The following is an 18,008-nucleotide window of genomic DNA, read 5'->3' on the forward strand; positions in this document are numbered from 1 at the left end:
TGGTAATTGTATTAACAAAAGCGTCTGTTAAATAATGACTCTACTTTGCGTAATGTCAAAGTGGAGTCATACAATTAGCAACCCAAAAATATCATTTATTTGAACTTAGGTTGTCTCCTTAAATCGAGCGTATTAGGGTAATCTGAATTAGTATTTTCTTCATCGGGAACAACAAATTCACTCACTGATTGTGCTGATTCAAAGCTTCGTGTCGCAGCCGATGGGCTCCAACTAGGCTGATCAGATGCTAATAATGATGGTGTGTGACCATGCTCCCAAAATCGTGCAACCCTTCGCCCTTCAGCTTCAAATGCATTAACGGGTAATGTTTCTGGATTTCGCCCACCAGCATGACTAACATGGTAGACAAAACCACCCATTGAGCGGCCTTCCCAGGTATCGATCAGATCAAATACTAACGGTGCATGTACACCAATTGTAGGATGCAGCGCTGTTGGTGGCTGCCATGCACGGTAACGGATCCCAGCAACCATTTCATCTTTCGCTTTGCCTTTAACAATTTTAAGCGGCACGCGTCGGCCATTACACGTAACGATATAGCGGTCACTCATTGTGCCAATTACTTTGATTTGCACGCGCTCTAATGACGAATCAACATACCGAGCAGTACCAGATGCACTGGCTTCTTCACCCAGTACATGCCAAGGTTCAATCGCGGTTCTAAGCTCTAACGTCACATCATCGAGTTCTCGGGTGCCGCAAACAGGGAACCTAAACTCAAAAAATGGGTTTAGCCAACTTACTTGGAATGCAAAACCAGCTTGCTGCAGATCTCTAACAACCTCAGCTAAATCATTTTCAACATACTGAGGTAATAAAAATTTATCATGTAATTCGGTGCCCCAACGGATCAACGGTTTGTGATAAGGCTTTTTCCAAAACCAAGCTAATAAAGTCCGTAATAACAACATTTGCACTAAGCTCATTTGTGAGTGAGGTGGCATTTCAAACCCCCTAAACTCGACAATACCTAGTCGTCCTGTTGCTGAATCGGGTGAATATAGCTTATCAATACAAAACTCCGCCCTGTGTGTATTACCTGTTAAATCAACAAGTAAGTTGCGTAACAAACGATCAACGAGCCATGGCTCAGGCACTTCCCCTTCAGGCATGTGTGAAAATGCGATTTCAAGCTCATAGAGCAACTCATCACGAGCTTCATCCACACGAGGTGCTTGGCTTGTAGGGCCGATAAATAAACCTGAAAATAAATAAGATAATCCAGGATGGTGCTGCCAATAAGTAATAAAACTTCTTAAAATATCTGGGCGTCGTAAGAACGGGCTTTGCTGCGGCGTTTCACCACCTAAAGTGACATGATTCCCCCCCCCGGTGCCGGTATGACGACCGTCCGCCATAAACTTATCTGTTCCTAAACGTGCTTGTTTGGCTAGATCGTAAAGTGTCGTTGTTCTATCTACCAATTGCTGCCATGACGAAGATGGGTGGATGTTCACTTCAATGACACCTGGATCAGGTGTCACGGCGTATTTTTCTACACGACTATCTTTAGGCGGGCTATAGCCTTCAATAACAACCGGGATTCGCAGGGTTTTTGCGGTGCTTTCAATCGCATTTAATAGCGACATATAATGTTCAAAATGGCTCGTTGGGGGCATAAAGATGTACAACCGCCCTTCTCTTACTTCCAATGCCATTGCGGTTTTGATCATCTGTTGACCAATAAAGCCTTTTTGCAGTTTTTTAGCTTTTGTAAAGTTATCTGGAATATCAAACGGATCTCGCTCAATAATGTTGCTTGTCCACTCAAGGCTATCAAGCGGTAATCTATAACCAAGGGGTGATTCACCTGGTAATAAAAAACAGTATTCGCGTTTAAATTCCCATTTGCATGACTGCCAGCAATGTTTCGCTTGATTAAACTGCAGCGGCAATGCATAACCAACAGGCTTTTCAATACCTTGTTCCATTTTAGCTAAAAAGCCTTTACGGCTCATTGCACTAAGAAGTTCAGGCTGTTTAGGCCCCACCTCTTTGGGTAACGATGCCTCTTGCCATAAATGATATAAAATATCTTCATAGGCTGTAGTGATAGCCTTGGTTTCAAGGCCTATTTCTGCACATAGCTGTTCTGTAAAACGCTTGGTATCTGTGTGGTCTAATTTATAATCTTTATTCGGATCAGCTAATAAACTGGCATCTTGCCACAAAGCTTCACCGTCTTTTCGCCAATAACATGCATATTGCCAGCGAGGCAGTGACTCTCCCGGATACCATTTACCTTGCCCATAATGTGTAAAGCCACCTTTGGTATATGCTTTGTTCATCGCAATAAATAAGCTTTGTGCTAACACTCGTTTTTCTTTACCGTCGGCTTCTGTGTTCCATTGGGGATGTTCCATATCATCAATAGAAATAAACGTCGGCTCACCGCCCATTGTTAAATGAACACCTTCCTTAACATATACATCATCAACTTGCTGACCCAAGCGGTTTATTGCAGCCCATTGTGTTTCTGAATACGGCTTTGTAACGCGAGGGTCTTCATGTACGCGCGTTACTTTGTTATAAAAACTAAATTCTGATTCGCACTTATCTATGCCACCAGAGACAGGTGCTGCTGAGCTAGGTTCAGGAGTGCACGCAAGCGGAATATGGCCTTCCCCAGCAAATAAGCCGGAGGTAGGATCAAGCCCGATCCAACCTGCGCCTGGAATATATACTTCCGTCCATGCGTGTAAATCAGTAAAATCTTCATCAGGACCACTTGGGCCATCAAGTGATTTTTGATCTGATGTAAGTTGGATTAAATAACCAGATACAAAACGAGCAGCCAAACCTAAATGACGAAACAGTTGTACTAACAACCACGCAGAATCTCGACATGAACCGGTTTTTTTTGTGATGGTTTCGTTCGCCGTTTGAACTCCAGGCTCTAAACGAATGCCGTAGCCAACAAGATTATAAATTGACTGATTGACCGCAACTAAAAAATCAACACTTCTGATTGGTTTTTCCGGACGTAACGAATCAATCAATTCTAAAAACTTAGGACTCGCCTTACGTTTTTTTAAATAGGGATTAAGCTCAGCCTTTGCGACTTTATCGTATTCAAATGGAAACTCTTCAGCATATTCTTCTAAAAAGAAATCAAACGGATTAATTACCGTCATTTCAGCCACTAAATCAACAGTAAAACTAAACTCAGTTGTGGGGCTATTAAATACCACTCTTGCCTGATAATTACCAAAAGGGTCTTGCTGCCAATTGATGTAATGATCTTCCGGCACTATTTTTAATGAATAGCTTTTAATTTTAGTTCGGCTATGCGGTGCTGGACGTAAGCGGAAAATATGCGGCCCCATATTTACTGGGCGGTCGTACTTGTATTGAGTATGGTGCGCTATACCAACAGTAATTGTCATCGATTAATCCCTCTTTAATTTTTTGTATAGCCATTTAAGTATAACTTACTACTACCTGCCTGCTATTTAAGCAATATACATTCCATATAGATTACATAATAAAATTAGGCTGTTAGCCTATATATTGGTCACTATTGACTGTTTAGAATCAAAGAGCGAGCGCTGTGAAGAATTATTTGGTGCGACATCCGCACCAAATTAGCACAAAGCTAGGTATTAAAAATCACACAGCGCTTATTATTTTATGTAATTCACCAATAAAGCATGCCTGTTTTTTCTAGCGATTAAATAGAAAAAAGTCCCAATTAATCACAACACCAGTTAAATGCTTCGCTAAAACGAACTTAAAAAATAGTTCACAATAAAACCACGATTAAGCTTCTTAACAGTGTTATAGTAGTTTGATTTTTAATCGCCCTGAAAGCCAAACTAGCAAGCTTAGTGTCTTTAAACAAGCAATGTTGGCATTTTATTTTGCTAATTTATGATTAGCATCAATGCTTAAGGTAGATTGTTCACAGTTAGATCATGACGTAATACACATCCCGCCTATCTTCATATTAAGGACGCTATTTATGCAAACATTAACAAACATTGGTGACAACTTGGTTAAAGGGATATCTGCCCGTTATGGTTTAAGTTATGGGGCAGTAGTACATATGTTAGTTGCAGTAAATAATGGCGGCGGTTCAATGGCGCAGTTTAATTGCCCAGAACTTGGCGGCTCAGGTCAATGGATGCGCGGTGGAATGACAATGGTAGGAGACATGTTCAATAATGGCTTGAAAAACACCGTTGATAACTTATGTAACGAACTTGCCACTATTTTAGCAAACAACCAAGTTTTCCCCGTCATTCCTGCAGGTACTTTAGGAAGCAACCAGTGGTGGCCAGTTAATTTAGGTAATCCATCGAGTACCGGTTCACAAAACAACACCCGATATGCTGTCTTCCCTAATCGCTTAGCCATTGAAAAAAATGGTCAGGTCACAGTCTATGATACACTCGATCACCAGATCGGGGGGGTAAGCCAGCAACAAGGCAACGATATATCGCTTACCTTTAGTAGCCAGTGGGGAAACATTAGCGTAAATAGTTTGCCAGTGATTGCTGATGATAGCTTCACTCAGACACATTCAAGTCACAATACCAACTTTGCCCAATCAACAGACTTTGCAAAACAACAGCAATCCCCCCCTGAGACAGGCTCAAATGATAAAATGATGAGTAGCGAGTCGACAGCTATTAATGCTTCGCAATACTCAGTGAATGAAACCCTCGACATTATTGAAAAATTAGCACAATTACGTGATTTAGGCGCACTCACTGATGCTGAGTTTAATGAGAAAAAATCAGATTTATTGCAACGAATTTAACGGCAAGTAATCTCAGGCTTATTAATTTTATAATTTGCTAACTTTATAATTTGTTAGCAATATAGCTTATGTAAGTCTGTTCACTGAATAATTTGTCATTGTATTTATCAACGGATACGGTAAAAAATATGAAAACGTTTAAATGTAACTGCAAAGATAATCAAATATTGTTTTTTGAAAGTAGTCACTGCCTTGCCTGTGGCAAAACTGTTGGTATTGATGACAATTTTAACCTTGTAGAACCCTACGAATTTAATGACACAACGGGCTTATATTACAAAGCGTCAGCCCCTGATGTGCCCTATCAAAAATGTGATAACAATGCACACTATAAGGCATGCAATGGCATGGTTGATATCGACAGTTTTGTACCAGCGCCAGACACAGAAGAAGTGCTGTGTTTCGCATGTCGGTTTAATGAAACAATCCCAGATCTAAGTATTAATCAACACATTCCACTTTGGACCAAAATGGAAACAGCAAAACGCCGGGCATTGTATACGCTTAAAGCGCTTTCTTTACCATTAAATAACCTCAGCCAAGATGCCGAATGTGGCCTTAGTTTTGATTTTATAACCGACCGCAGTGTTAATGACCATTTCGTGACTAAATTAGCAGGTCAAGAAAATGTTTTTACTGGCCATAACTGCGGCCATATTACAATTAATTTGGCTGAAGCTGATGATGTCGCTCGATCACAAACAAAGCATGCTATGGGTGAGCGCTATCGCACTTTGCTTGGTCATTTTCGTCATGAGTTAGGGCATTATTATTTTGACCAGTTAATTGCAAATTCACCGCAAAAACATGCTTTATGTAAACAATATTTTGGCGATGATTCTTTAGATTACCAACAAGCGATTGATGCCCATTATAAAAATGGCGCTCCTGCTAATTGGCATGAAAACTATATTAGTGAATACGCCACCATGCACCCTTTTGAAGACTGGGCAGAAACTTGGGCGCACTACATGCATATTATTGATACTTTAGAGACAGCAAAAAATTTCTCTATTACCGGTTCTACACTCGGTAATGAATTTGAAGTTGAGGACACTGATGAGTTAAGGCTACCGCAAAACTCGTATTACTTTAATAGCCAAACATCAATCTCAGTAATGTTGGATAGCTGGATGGAATTTTCGATTATTTTAAATTCGTTAAATCGCAGCATGGGCTTAGCTGATGCTTATCCATTTGTTTTAACACAGGCGGTACGCACTAAGCTTTCGTTTGTTCATCACGCGATCCATAACAGACTTAACCTTATGCCTGATTTAAATACAACAGCTGATAACACATAAATAACAACAGCTTTGATAATGTAATTTCGGCAAATGCTCTACCCGGATTAACAGCACTGACACAGATAACAAACCGCAGTACGTTATCAGCCAGCTAACATAACACATCCGCTAATGAGTATGACCTGTATTGCGTTATAATCTTTTGATATTACAAACTAAAGCTTGCCTGATACTTAGTTGAAATTAATCGTACTCGTTCAAATGGCCAATGCTCAGCGAGCCAATGTAAGATACATAACCGTAAGGTATTATTTAATTCCTGACTATCATTACGTAGCCAAAAAGTAATCTCACTATCGAATTCATTGTTTACCCCAGGATCGATATACACTGAGCCTAGGCAGCGTGTTTTTTTCGGGTTTAATATCGCATAAGCAAATGCTTTTTTTTCGTTAAACTCTGCGGCATGTTGAGCTAAGCTTTGACGATTCTCTTCAAGGGTCATATCGGCTTTTGGCCAATCAGGCTTGGTGGCGAATATACCTTTTAGCTGCGGCACACTTAACATTACAGCAGTAAAATCAAGCTCGACTACCTGCTCATTTAATGGGGTAAAATAAAACGCAGTTGTTTGCAGCGCTTCTGGGGGGTTAAAATCCGTCGATACAAATAAAGACATTGCTTCCTTCCTTGCTAATATTTAACTGATAAAACCAGCCATTGTTGTTTTAATCCTATAAAATGAAAGCCGCCAATCAGTAAACAAATGATCGAGCTGCAAAGCCAAAACATCTCACTGCGTCCTAGCGGATTAGTCATTAAATATAATCCTGCAATACCGCGAAACAAATAAATCGCAGTTACCACAACTAACACAAAGCGTATGAAAGGTAGCTGTTTGAACAAACCCGCGGCAGAAAAAGCATATAACGACCAAACGCTTAATACAAAAGCGATGAAGAAAGTGATCAGCGAAGGCGTCAACTTGCCCTGCTCTGCGAGCATTGCCATGTACTCACCAGCACCGAAAAAGCGATACCACGGCGCACCAAAAACAATACAACCAAGGTGAGCGAGTGCGGCTAAAGCACTCAAGCTGCCTGCAATCAGCAAAAATAGGTTCATACACTGTCAACTAATTCACATTTAACTCCACCATAATACGAAAAAGCCATTAACTTCAAGTATTCACTGAAATTATTGTATGAAAAGTGTACTTTCATAAACTAAGGTCAACATAAAATACAACTATTGCTGTTCAATTGCGAAGTCCGCTACTAAATTGTCTTGCCTGATATTCAAGCGCAACTATATTACGCTTGAATATCAGACGCTACACATTACTTTAGTGTTTGCTCAAACGCACCTACATCGCCAGGGAAAACCACCGGTGATTCAATACCGTCTTTATTAACCGCAGCAACCCCAAAATAATAATTATCAATGACTACATTTTTAAGAGTCGCTTCACTTACATCACCCACATAGCGGCTAAATTGCCATTGTGGTTCACTGGTATAACGCCAATAGAGTCTGTACCCCGTGGTCGTTTTATCATTATTTTTTTGCCATTTTAAGGTCGTACTAGGTTGCACAGCACCTGATATTTCAACGTTATTAGGTGGTGCAGGTGCCCATGCCATTGACGCTAAACTTACCGCATTAAGCGCTGTTAATTTTGCGGTATAATCAAAATCAACGCCATCAATGGTATCACCATAAACAATACCATCCTCAGTGCGTAAGTCTTGATGTTGATGGTTATAATTTTCGTTCGTTTCCATTACTCTTACAGCAGCATAACCCATGTCGTTAAACGGGCGATGATGCCCTCCTCGACCAAAGCGATCGAGTCGATAAACTAGCAATGTGTCAAGATTGGGAATATAGCGATCGGCAATGGTATCGATATAACGGGCTAAATTACGACTAGCTGAATCGACCTCGCCACCGGTAAAACGGCGTTTATGCGCTTGCTCTTTGGTTTCGATAACCCGCGTACCTTCAGAGAAAATACGTGCAGTCGTGTTATCAGTAACGCCATTAATACCAGTAATATTACCAATCATGTCATTATTGAGTACACCGTGTACTTGCCAGCCTTGCTTTTGTGCATAGTCGGCTAAAATTTTACCACCAAAAAGTCCTTGCTCTTCGCCTGAAAGCGCGGCATAAACAATTGAGCCATTAAATTTATATTTAGATAACACGCGAGCTGATTCAATCACCCCAGCAACACCCGATGCATTATCATTCGCCCCTGGTGCGTCGCTGGTAAAATCCATTACATCGCTGACCCGTGAATCAATATCGCCCGACATCATCACCATCCGGTTTGGCTGATCAGTACCGCGTTGAATAGCAATAATATTCACCACTTCAACAGGATTTGGAATACGCTTTTCGCCAGAAATGGTATCTTTAACTTCTATTACTTCTAAACAGCCACCGCATTGCTGAGAAATTTTCTCAAACTCAGCCTTGATCCAACGCCGAGCTGCACCAATTCCTCGGGTGTTTGATTTCGTTTCTGATAACGTATGACGAGTGCCAAAATCAACAAGTGTTTGAATATCACTGCCAATACGTGTTGCTGAAACATCAGCGGCAATATCATGAAGCTTGGTTTGATCTTGATAATTTAGCTCAGCGGCCAAGGTGCTTGTTGAAATAAACAATGTAGTTATTAAAATTGCGGGCTTGAGGGTCGATAGCTGATAGGTTTTATGATCAGACATAGTGTTGATGCTCTTTATTATTTGATAAATATACAATACGTGAGCAGTTACCTGCTGCAAATAATTTTGAGACCAACACCTGTTTAACTCGTTCAATCACTGATTGGTTAGATAAACGGGATAATAATCGCGGTATGAACAAATATACGTCAATAAAAAACCCACCAATATAGTGGGCTTATGCATAGTAAAACTATCGTATGTTAAACAACACCTTGCTCAATCATAGCATCTGCTACACGACGAAAAGCAGCAATATTAGCACCTAACACTAAATTACCAGGTTGATCAAATTCAGCGGCTGTATTACTTGCAGTATCAAAGATATTTTTCATTATTTGTTGCAGCTTAGTATCGACCTCTTCGAACGTCCACATTTGCATACTGGCATTTTGCGCCATTTCTAATTGACTCGTCGCAACACCACCCGCATTAGCTGCTTTGCCAGGGCCATAGGCTATTTCAGCAGCAAGCAACACATCGACCGCTTCTTTAGTACTTGGCATATTTGCGCCTTCACAAACTAATATACAACCATTGTTTATTAACGTTCGCGCATCAGCTTCAGTTAACTCATTTTGCGTCGCACAGGGAAAAGCGGCATCAGCAACAAAACGCCATACCGCATGTCCATCACTTGGGTAATCTGCACAAGCAATATACTTCGCATCGCTGTGGGTTTCTAAATAGACAGCTAAACTTTCACGCGCACCTTCTTTAAGCTTTTTAACAAGTGCAACATCAATACCTGATTCATGATACAGCGTACCGCTTGAATCACTGCAAGTGATAGGTGTTGCCTCTAATTGATAAAGTTTTTCCATCGCGTAAATTGCCACGTTCCCGGCACCAGAAACTAAACAGCGCTTACCTTTAAGTGAGTCATCATTGTCTTGCAACATGTAATTGGCAAAATAAACAGCGCCATATCCTGTCGCTTCTTTTCGAGCCAATGATCCACCCCACAATAAACTTTTGCCGGTAAACGCACCGTCGTAACGTCCGGTCAACCGTTTATATTGACCAAACATATAGCCTATTTCGCGTGCCCCAACGCCAATATCACCCGCAGGCACATCGGTGGTTGGGCCGATATGACGATACAACTCATTGATAAATGATTGGCAAAAACGCATTATTTCGCTGTCAGAGCGGCCCTTAGGATCAAAGTTTGCGCCGCCTTTACCACCACCAATCGGTAAGCCAGTTAACGCATTTTTAAAAATTTGCTCAAACCCTAAAAATTTTATGATGCTGGCATTTACACTTGGATGGAAACGTAAACCACCTTTGTATGGACCTAAGCTTGAGTTAAATTCAATTCGATAGCCTTTATTGACATGAATGTTACCGTCATCATCAACCCAAGGGACTCTAAACATAATTTGACGTTCAGGTTCAACTAGACGTTGAATAATCGCATTCTTTTGATAGTCGGCTGAGTTTTCAAGAATAGGTTCAAGTGATTCAAGCACTTCTTCAACGGCTTGATAAAATTCGCATTGTGCTGGGCTAGTTTGTTTTAAATGTGCAATGGTATCATGGATATAATTCATAATTATTCTTCCGTGTTAAAAGTTATGCTTGTCTCAGATGTTAAAATAGACGTGATCAAGTTTATGGGTCATCTAGTTAAGAGCCTTAAAAATTGTAATATTTTTAACACTGTAACATGATAAACCTATATATTTAACGTTCGATAACGTGAATTATTTTTGAGTTCATACGCAAGAGCAACAATTAACGCTCATTAAAAAAGAATATAAATTTATGAAATGTGAATAAATAAAGATTTAAATACTAACGCAGAGGGCTGCTTAAAACACCGATGCTTAAAGTGGGGTTAAAAATCATACCCGTACGATATAAATACGGATATGAACACGTAAATTATTCGCCGCTTGCCTCTGGACGAAGTTGTAGCTGTAAACCAGTTAAAAAGTTACGTAATATTTGGTCATTACATACACGATAATGCTTGTTATCGGCTTTACGAGAAAATGCACTTAACTCATGCTTACTCAAACTAAAATCAGTTAAGGCAAAGACATCGATCACGTCTTCCGTTTTCATATTTAATGCGATACGTAATTTCATTAAAATAATATTATTATTTAATTTACTTTCTGGCGCTGGTTGCTCACCGTCGCGCTTACCGCGCTTTGTATTAATAAAACCATTTAGAAAAATGGCAAACTCAGTATCACTTGGATCTACGTAACCCTCTTCCCCTTCTCTGGTTAGCCAACCAATCACTTGTTGTTGAGTCACGTCATGATCTGCTGCAGCAAAAATTTCAATCATGGTAGTATCAGCTAAATTAAAGGTATAGCGAAGGCGGCGTAAAATATCATTATTAGTCAAAGTAAATTCCAGAGTAAGATAAGACAACCAAGCAGGTATTGCAGGCTTATGAGTAGCCATACAGTTTAGCAGAGTTAACAAGGCCACCCTATTGATTTTTTGTTTTGCTCAACATCCCCATTATGAAGGAACGGCATGATTGATTTAACGCCATTTACTACCGATGCATACCTAGTAGCAACAATCCAAAGTAAGCAAGACACGCTAAAGATTTTTGAAAATGCTGATTATCGTTGGCTTACACTCGGGGATAAGCTAACTTTACAAGGTGTAATGGAAAAATCACAACCGCAGCAAGTATGTAATCCGGTAAATCAAGCTATGCTGCTATTTTTGCTTTGTAGCGAACCCTCCTCACAGATATTAAATTTAGGTTTAGGCAGCGGTTGTTTTGAACGAGCAGTGACTAATAAAGCCGGATTTGAATTAACGACTGTCGAAATTAATCCGAATGTAATTAAAGCAGCTAAGCAGTATTTTTTCCTCAATGACAACAATCATATTGTAGCGCAATGCGCTGAACAATTTGTTGCTCAAAGTAGCCGCAAATTTGATGTGATTATAATTGATGTTTTTAGTGGTAAATCGCAGCCAGCATTTTTACAAAAACAGGCATTTTTGTGCGACTGTCATGCTCGACTTAGCACATACGGTAAGATCTGCATCAACTTTACTGCAGAAAATAAACAACAATTAATCGCTCTACTAACGACACTTCGAAGTCTATTCAGTCATATTGTGGTGATTGAATTTAACCAATATAAAAATATTGTGCTGATCGCCAGTGAGCAACGCCTTGATGCTATTAATATTGAACAGATAAAACAGCACAACAATTTTAGCTCGCCTGATTTAGCTGCTGAAATTAAACAATTATTTCATATACCTAAGCTTGATTAAAAATGCGAGCCTGGTTGAGCTAAAAACGCAACTTCCTCGGCGCTGGACTGACGCCCTAAAATAGCATTTCGGTGTGGGTAGCGACCAAACTGATCGATAATATTTTTATGGGCAAGTTCATAATCTTCATTACTCAAACCTTTAAATAATACCATCGCCTGTTGGTGTATAAAGCTCGATTCGCTGTGCATAAACGGCATATAAAAAAACACCCGCTGCTCAACAGGTAATAATTGATCAAAGCCTTTTTCGATTGCCAACTGTGCCAATGTTAACGCTTGCGGATCTTGACTAAACGCGTGAGGGGTATCCCGGTAAATATTACGAGAAAACTGATCAAGCACAATCACTTCAGCTAATGCACCTAAGGCAGTCACTCGCCAAGACGCATACTCGCCTTTTGTAATAGCTATCAACAGATCACTAAATGTATCTCGTATCTTAATATCTGTAGCATCAGATTTTTTATACCAACCAGATGGACCGAGTTCATCAAACCAATAATCTATTACTACTTGATAACTAAACATAAATTCCCCTTAGTTGCCTAATACCTTGGCTGGATCCACTCTTGTTGCCTGCCATGCAGGGTAAATAGTGGCTAATACTGCCAACACAAAAGTTACAATAACAGTGATCACAATATCTTGCCATACCAGCTTACTGGGTAAAAACTCAATAAAATACACCCCTTCCAGCGGGTTTGAGCCTAACAACTGACTCAGTAGGGTAAAAAGCTCACTGATGTTCAGCGCCAGTATCACACCTATAAATGAGCCCAGTACCACGCCAATAAATGCTTGGCTAAGTCCTTGTAAAATAAAGGTCGCTAATATCGTACTGTCTTTAGCGCCCATGGTTTTTAATATCGCTATGTTGGCCTGTTTTTCACGTACTTCCATCACTAATGACGAAACAATATTAAAACTTGCCACCGCAATGATTAAAAACACCACAATATAAACAATGGTTCTGACCATTTGTATATCTTGGTATAAGCTACCTTGGGTTCTAAACCAGCTAGAGATATAAACATAATCATCAATTGTTTGGCCAACCCGTAGCGCAATTTGGTGTGCTTGAAAAACATCGGTTACTGCTAAGCGAAGCCCTGTTACTTGCAGTGGCTCATAACCAAGTACTGATTGCGCCTTACTGAGATGGATGAAGGCAGCAGAACTATCAATAGGGCCCCCCATTTCAATAATACCCGCAAGGGTTAAAGTGACCCTTTTGGGTGCTAAAATCTCAGTACTTATCTCGTTAACTTGCGGGATCAATAAGGTAATTAACTCCCCTTGCTTAACACCTAATTGTTTAACAATTTGTTGGCCTAAAATAATTTCGTCTTCGCTTATTTGGCTGACCAACTTGCCATGGGTAAACTGATTAACCGCCGATACGTCACTTTCTAGAGCAGGATCAACCCCTCGCACTTCAACCGCTTTTAGTTCACTTTTATATTGCGCCATGCCATTGACACTAATAAAAGGTGCTGCACCGGTTACGCCACGTTGCTCTGAGAGCTTTTGAACTTTATCCGGCCAGTTATCAATTGGACGATTAGGCGCAACATATTCAACTTGTGGCACAACGCTTAATAAGCGATGTACTAGTTGTTGTTCAAAGCCATTGATCACCGACAAAGCAACAATTAACACTGCAACGCCGAGTAAAATACCAATGGTTGACGCTTTGGCAATAAAACTAACAAAGCCATTTTTTTCATCGCTGCTGCCGGAGCTTGCTCTAAAACGTTTACTTAAATAGGCACTAAGCAACATGGCTGGCCTCTTTAATTGCCAATTTCCCATCATCAAGGTAAGCAATTTTACCCAGCTTATCGGCTAATTCTAGGTCGTGCGTCACCACCACAAAACTGGTATTCAAACTGCTATTAAGCTCTTTGATCAAATCGTAAATTTTAATCGCATTTTGTTTGTCTAAGTTACCTGTTGGCTCATCGGCCAATACTAAATCAGGTTCGCTCACCAATGCCCGCGCAATTGCCACCCGTTGACGCTCGCCACCAGAGAGCATTGATGGTTTATGGCTACTACGGTGCGATAGCCCTACTTTATCGAGCATTACGAGGGCTTTAGCATTGGCTTTTTTAGCGCTGAGACCTTTGATCAACAGCGGCATCGCAACATTTTCTAACGCGTTAAACTCCATTAATAAATGATGGAACTGATAAATAAACCCTAAATGCTCATTACGAAATTTCGCTTGCTCAGCACGTGATAGTTTAGCAACTTGTTGACCTTTAATTTTTGCCACACCGGCACTTTGTGAATCCAAAGTCCCCAAAATGTGCAGTAAAGTACTTTTACCAGAACCAGAGCTGCCAACAATAGCCAGCATCTCACCTTGTTGTAAGGTTAAATCAACCCCTTTTAAAACCTCAACGTGATTTTCACCATCTTGATACACTTTACTTAACTGTTCACATTGGATAACTAAATCATTCATAGCGCAATACCTCTGCTGGGCTAACATTGGCAGCTTTACGCGCCGGATATAAAGTGGCTAAAAAGCTCATGGTAATACTGCCTACGGCAATCAGCGATAAGCTCATTACGTCAAATTTTACTGGTAAGGCAATCCCTGTTAACAAGTTTAAACCTATGCCTGCCAGCACTTCGTTGATATAAGCACTGAGTAATAAGCCAAGGGCTGCACCGATACTGGTACCAATCAAACCATTGTACAAACCTTGGATCATAAAGACTTGCTGCACTTGAGCCGGCGTTAAGCCAAGCGTTTGTAAAATAGCCACTTCACTTTGTTTTTCGCTCACCATCATGGTCAACGCAGAGACAATATTAAATACCGCAACTAATACAATCAGCGCCAGCAGCATCGACATAATGCGTTTTTCCATTGCGACTGCTGCAAACAAAGTACCTTGTGACTGGCGCCAATCGGTGACTGTATGTTGACTTAAAATTGCACTAGCTGAAGCGCTAAAGGCATCTAGTTGAAAAGGATCGTTCAGTGAAATACTCAAATTAGGAGCACTAGTTTGTGGCAACTTTAATACCCGTTGTAGCGATTCGCCGCTAGTAAAAGCAAGTCCCATATCAATTTCAGAACCTGTTTCATAAATGGCAGCAACGGTGAACAAACGTTGGCTTGGTACGCGACCTAAAGGTGTATAGGTTGACGCATTAGGCATGATCACGCGCACTTTATCACCTAAACCAATTCCCAGTTTACGTGTTAAATAACGACTAACCGCAATGTGATAGCGCGATGTCATGACTGTTTGCCAATTACCTTGAATAACTTTATCGCTGATTTTATAAAGCGATGCGTTATCGTCGTACAAACCTTGCAATAGCACGCCATGTAAATCGCGATTGGTTTGTAAAATGGCTTCACCATGGCGATACAAACTCGCTCTTTTCACAAATTTGGACGCAACAATGGTATCTTGCAGCTGGATCATTTGTGCTTGAGTTTGTCCATCAGACGCAATTTCAACATGAGGAATGAGGCCCAACATATTGGTTTTAAGGTTATTTTCAAAACCATTCATCACTGAGCTGACAGTAAATAATGCCATTAAACCAATGGCGATACCGGCAATGGAGAAAAACGAAATAAAAGAGATAAATGCGTTCCCTTTCGAGGAGCGACTGTATCTCAGCCCGATAAACAGGCTAACAGGTTGAAACATAATTATTTATGGTCACATTTAATGCCAATTCAGCGCTCATACTAGCATAAATAAAGTGCCATTGGGTATGCGCAAAAGTGTAAAAATTCATGACAAATCAACTGCTGTATCAAAATTAAGCCGCTTTATTTAAACTTTTAGTTTAGAGATTTAATAAGGTGATCGAGTAATGCTCTGACATTGGTCGCAACAAATTGTCGCGGAGGATACACTCCCCATACACCTTCTGGTTTTGGCTGATTATTGGTTAAAATAGGCACTAAATCACCCGTGGCTAAATCACTCTCAATGTAGTAGTTTGGCACTTGTATGATGCCAAGACCCTTTTTAGCTGCATCAGCTAACGCCCAGCCACTATTACACTGTAACCGCCCCGCAATTTTGATATGTTTATCACGCCCTTGCTCGCACACCCGCCAATAACTGCTGTTGCCGACTAAGCATTGATGGTGCTGTAATTCAGCTAATGTGTGAGGTTCGCCAAAACGGGCTAAATAGGCTTTTGAGCAGCAAATTACAAAATGACGTGCACTTAAACGTCGTGCTTTTAAGCTAGAGTCTTTTAAATGACCAAGGCGAATAGCTAAGTCAAAGCCGCCCTCAAGTAAATTTTCTTGTTCATTGCTCAGCGCCATCACCACTTCTACATCAGGGTGCAGTTGCATAAAAGTATGCACTGCTGGCATCACGAAGCTTTCGCCATACATAACCGGAGCTGTGAGTTTAATTTTACCTTTAGGAGCATTTTGCTGTTGTGCTAATAACGCGGTGGCGTCGTCCATTGCATGCTGTAAATGTTTTGTTTGATGTAAAAAGACTTCGCCTTCTTTAGTCAGTACAACTTTACGGGTAGTACGCGTTAATAATTGGGTATTTAAGCGCTGCTCTAATTGCGTTACATGGCGGCTTATGTGTGCAACGGATACCCCTAATGCGGTTGCAGCGCGGGTAAAGCTGCCTTCTTCACCGACTGCGATAAATTCGTCTATGCCTAACCAACGACTCATTATTACCATACTGTAAAAGTGTTTTATTAAAATGAAGATTAACATTGTTTGAGAAACAAATAAAATAGCGTTATTGTTTTCAAGTCATCTTCGTATTTAACCAGCAAGAGAGTTACTATGTCTGAATTTATAAAATCAAAAGCCGCAATTGCTTGGGGTCCAAATCAACCACTATCTGTAGAAGAAGTGGATGTAATGATGCCTAAAAAAGGCGAAGTAATGGTAAAAATTACTGCTACGGGCGTATGTCACACCGATGCATTTACATTATCAGGTGCCGATCCTGAAGGGATTTTCCCAGCCATTTTAGGGCATGAAGGCGCCGGTGTTGTTTATGCTATCGGCGAAGACGTAACCAGTGTTGCTGTAGGCGATCATGTTATTCCTTTATATACTGCAGAATGCGGTGTATGTAAAATGTGTACTTCAGGCAAAACAAACTTGTGTTCCGCTGTACGTGAAACGCAAGGTAAAGGCTTAATGCCAGACGGCACGACTCGCTTTTTCAAAGATGGCCAACCAATTTATCACTACATGGGCACATCAACCTTTTCTGAATATACGGTACTGCCAGAGATCTCACTGGCTAAAGTAAACAAAGCAGCATCACTTGAAGAAATTTGCTTACTAGGCTGTGGTGTTACAACTGGTATGGGCGCGGTCACAAACACTGCAAAAGTTCAAGCAGGCGATACCGTTGCTATCTTTGGTTTAGGTGGTATAGGTTTGTCAGCAATTATCGGCGCGAAAATGGCTGGTGCCTCGCGTATTATCGGTATTGATATCAACACGTCTAAGTTTGATCTAGCCACTAAATTAGGTGCCACAGACTTGATCAATCCAAAAGATTTCGACAAGCCTATTCAAGAAGTTATTGTCGAGATGACCGATGGTGGCGTTGATTTCTCATTTGAGTGTATAGGTAATGTTGATGTCATGCGCTCAGCCCTTGAATGTTGTCATAAAGGTTGGGGGGAATCGGTGATCATTGGTGTTGCTGGTGCAGGACAAGAAATTTCAACTCGCCCATTCCAGCTAGTCACTGGCCGTGTCTGGCGTGGTAGCGCATTTGGTGGGGTTAAAGGTCGTTCACAACTACCTGAGATTGTTGAACGTTACATGGCTGGCGAATTTGCATTAAATGACTTTATCACTCATACCATGGGTCTTGAAGACATAAACGACGCGTTTGATTTAATGCATGAAGGCAAAAGTATTCGTACTGTGATCCACTACTAATATTAAAAATACAGATACCGCATAGCGTGTAAGCTATGTGGTATTTTA

General features: G+C 40.6%; 15 protein-coding genes. 4 read left to right on the forward strand and 11 right to left on the reverse strand.

The genetic code is table 11. The annotated features are described in order from the left end of the window. Window positions 1-95 precede the first annotated feature (95 nt). Entirely contained in the window at window positions 96-3,407 is a 3,312-nt protein-coding gene (locus H5187_RS01480) for a DUF2126 domain-containing protein (protein WP_182797477.1), read from the reverse strand. Window positions 3,408-3,982: 575 nt separating this feature from the next. On the opposite strand from H5187_RS01480, the gene H5187_RS01485 reads away from it, so the two are divergent. After that, a complete protein-coding gene (locus tag H5187_RS01485) occupies window positions 3,983-4,783 on the forward strand; it encodes an SHOCT domain-containing protein (protein WP_182797478.1) in 801 nt (266 codons plus the stop codon). Window positions 4,784-4,911: 128 nt separating this feature from the next. After that, window positions 4,912-6,087, forward strand: coding sequence for a putative zinc-binding metallopeptidase (locus H5187_RS01490; RefSeq protein ID WP_182797479.1), 1,176 nt, complete (start codon window positions 4,912-4,914; stop codon window positions 6,085-6,087). A gap of 151 nt (window positions 6,088-6,238) precedes the next feature. Here H5187_RS01490 and H5187_RS01495 read toward each other — a convergent pair whose 3' ends face one another. The 5 genes from H5187_RS01495 to H5187_RS01515 all read right to left on the reverse strand — a co-directional run bounded on the left by H5187_RS01495 (window position 6,239) and on the right by H5187_RS01515 (window position 11,132). Next, window positions 6,239-6,709 carry a hypothetical protein gene (locus tag H5187_RS01495; protein ID WP_182797480.1) on the reverse strand — a complete coding sequence of 157 codons (471 nt, stop codon included), beginning with the start codon at window positions 6,707-6,709 and terminating at the stop codon, window positions 6,239-6,241. A 14-nt stretch (window positions 6,710-6,723) separates the two neighbouring features. Continuing rightward, window positions 6,724-7,155: a hypothetical protein gene (locus H5187_RS01500; RefSeq protein WP_182797481.1), complete on the reverse strand. Its 432-nt coding sequence runs from the start codon at window positions 7,153-7,155 to the stop codon at window positions 6,724-6,726. Window positions 7,156-7,370: 215 nt separating this feature from the next. Next, entirely contained in the window at window positions 7,371-8,768 is a 1,398-nt protein-coding gene (locus tag H5187_RS01505; protein ID WP_182760911.1) for a M28 family peptidase, read from the reverse strand. Window positions 8,769-8,971: 203 nt separating this feature from the next. Next, on the reverse strand, window positions 8,972-10,324 hold the full coding sequence (gdhA, locus tag H5187_RS01510; RefSeq protein WP_182760910.1) for an NADP-specific glutamate dehydrogenase: 1,353 nt from the start codon (window positions 10,322-10,324) through the stop codon (window positions 8,972-8,974). A gap of 334 nt (window positions 10,325-10,658) precedes the next feature. Next, entirely contained in the window at window positions 10,659-11,132 is a 474-nt protein-coding gene (locus tag H5187_RS01515) for a DUF1456 family protein (protein ID WP_182783613.1), read from the reverse strand. A gap of 135 nt (window positions 11,133-11,267) precedes the next feature. Here H5187_RS01515 and H5187_RS01520 point away from each other — a divergent pair, with 135 nt between their 5' ends. After that, window positions 11,268-12,032 carry a spermidine synthase gene (locus tag H5187_RS01520; protein WP_182783586.1) on the forward strand — a complete coding sequence of 255 codons (765 nt, stop codon included), beginning with the start codon at window positions 11,268-11,270 and terminating at the stop codon, window positions 12,030-12,032. On the opposite strand, the gene H5187_RS01525 is transcribed toward H5187_RS01520, so the two are convergent. The 5 genes from H5187_RS01525 to H5187_RS01545 form a co-directional block, all read right to left on the reverse strand. Further along, the gene (locus H5187_RS01525; RefSeq protein ID WP_145233156.1) at window positions 12,029-12,562 is read right to left on the reverse strand and encodes a DUF924 family protein; all 534 of its coding nucleotides are present in this window, start codon (window positions 12,560-12,562) and stop codon (window positions 12,029-12,031) included. The genes H5187_RS01520 and H5187_RS01525 overlap by 4 nt on opposite strands. Before the next feature lie 9 nt (window positions 12,563-12,571). After that, window positions 12,572-13,816, reverse strand: a complete 1,245-nt coding sequence (locus H5187_RS01530; protein ID WP_145233155.1) for a lipoprotein-releasing ABC transporter permease subunit — start codon at window positions 13,814-13,816, stop codon at window positions 12,572-12,574. After that, a complete protein-coding gene (lolD, locus tag H5187_RS01535; protein ID WP_145233154.1) occupies window positions 13,806-14,504 on the reverse strand; it encodes a lipoprotein-releasing ABC transporter ATP-binding protein LolD in 699 nt (232 codons plus the stop codon). The genes H5187_RS01530 and lolD overlap by 11 nt, the downstream gene beginning before the upstream one ends. After that, window positions 14,497-15,714: a lipoprotein-releasing ABC transporter permease subunit gene (locus H5187_RS01540; protein WP_145233153.1), complete on the reverse strand. Its 1,218-nt coding sequence runs from the start codon at window positions 15,712-15,714 to the stop codon at window positions 14,497-14,499. Before H5187_RS01540 ends, lolD begins: the two co-directional genes overlap by 8 nt. Before the next feature lie 137 nt (window positions 15,715-15,851). After that, window positions 15,852-16,721: a LysR family transcriptional regulator gene (locus H5187_RS01545; RefSeq protein WP_182739612.1), complete on the reverse strand. Its 870-nt coding sequence runs from the start codon at window positions 16,719-16,721 to the stop codon at window positions 15,852-15,854. Between the two features lie 117 nt (window positions 16,722-16,838). Here H5187_RS01545 and H5187_RS01550 point away from each other — a divergent pair, with 117 nt between their 5' ends. Then, window positions 16,839-17,960, forward strand: coding sequence for an S-(hydroxymethyl)glutathione dehydrogenase/class III alcohol dehydrogenase (locus H5187_RS01550; RefSeq protein WP_182739613.1), 1,122 nt, complete (start codon window positions 16,839-16,841; stop codon window positions 17,958-17,960). Window positions 17,961-18,008: the final 48 nt, after the last annotated feature.

The sequence above is a fragment of the Pseudoalteromonas sp. SG44-1 genome, assembly GCF_014164315.1.
Lineage (GTDB): Bacteria > Pseudomonadota > Gammaproteobacteria > Enterobacterales > Alteromonadaceae > Pseudoalteromonas > Pseudoalteromonas rhizosphaerae.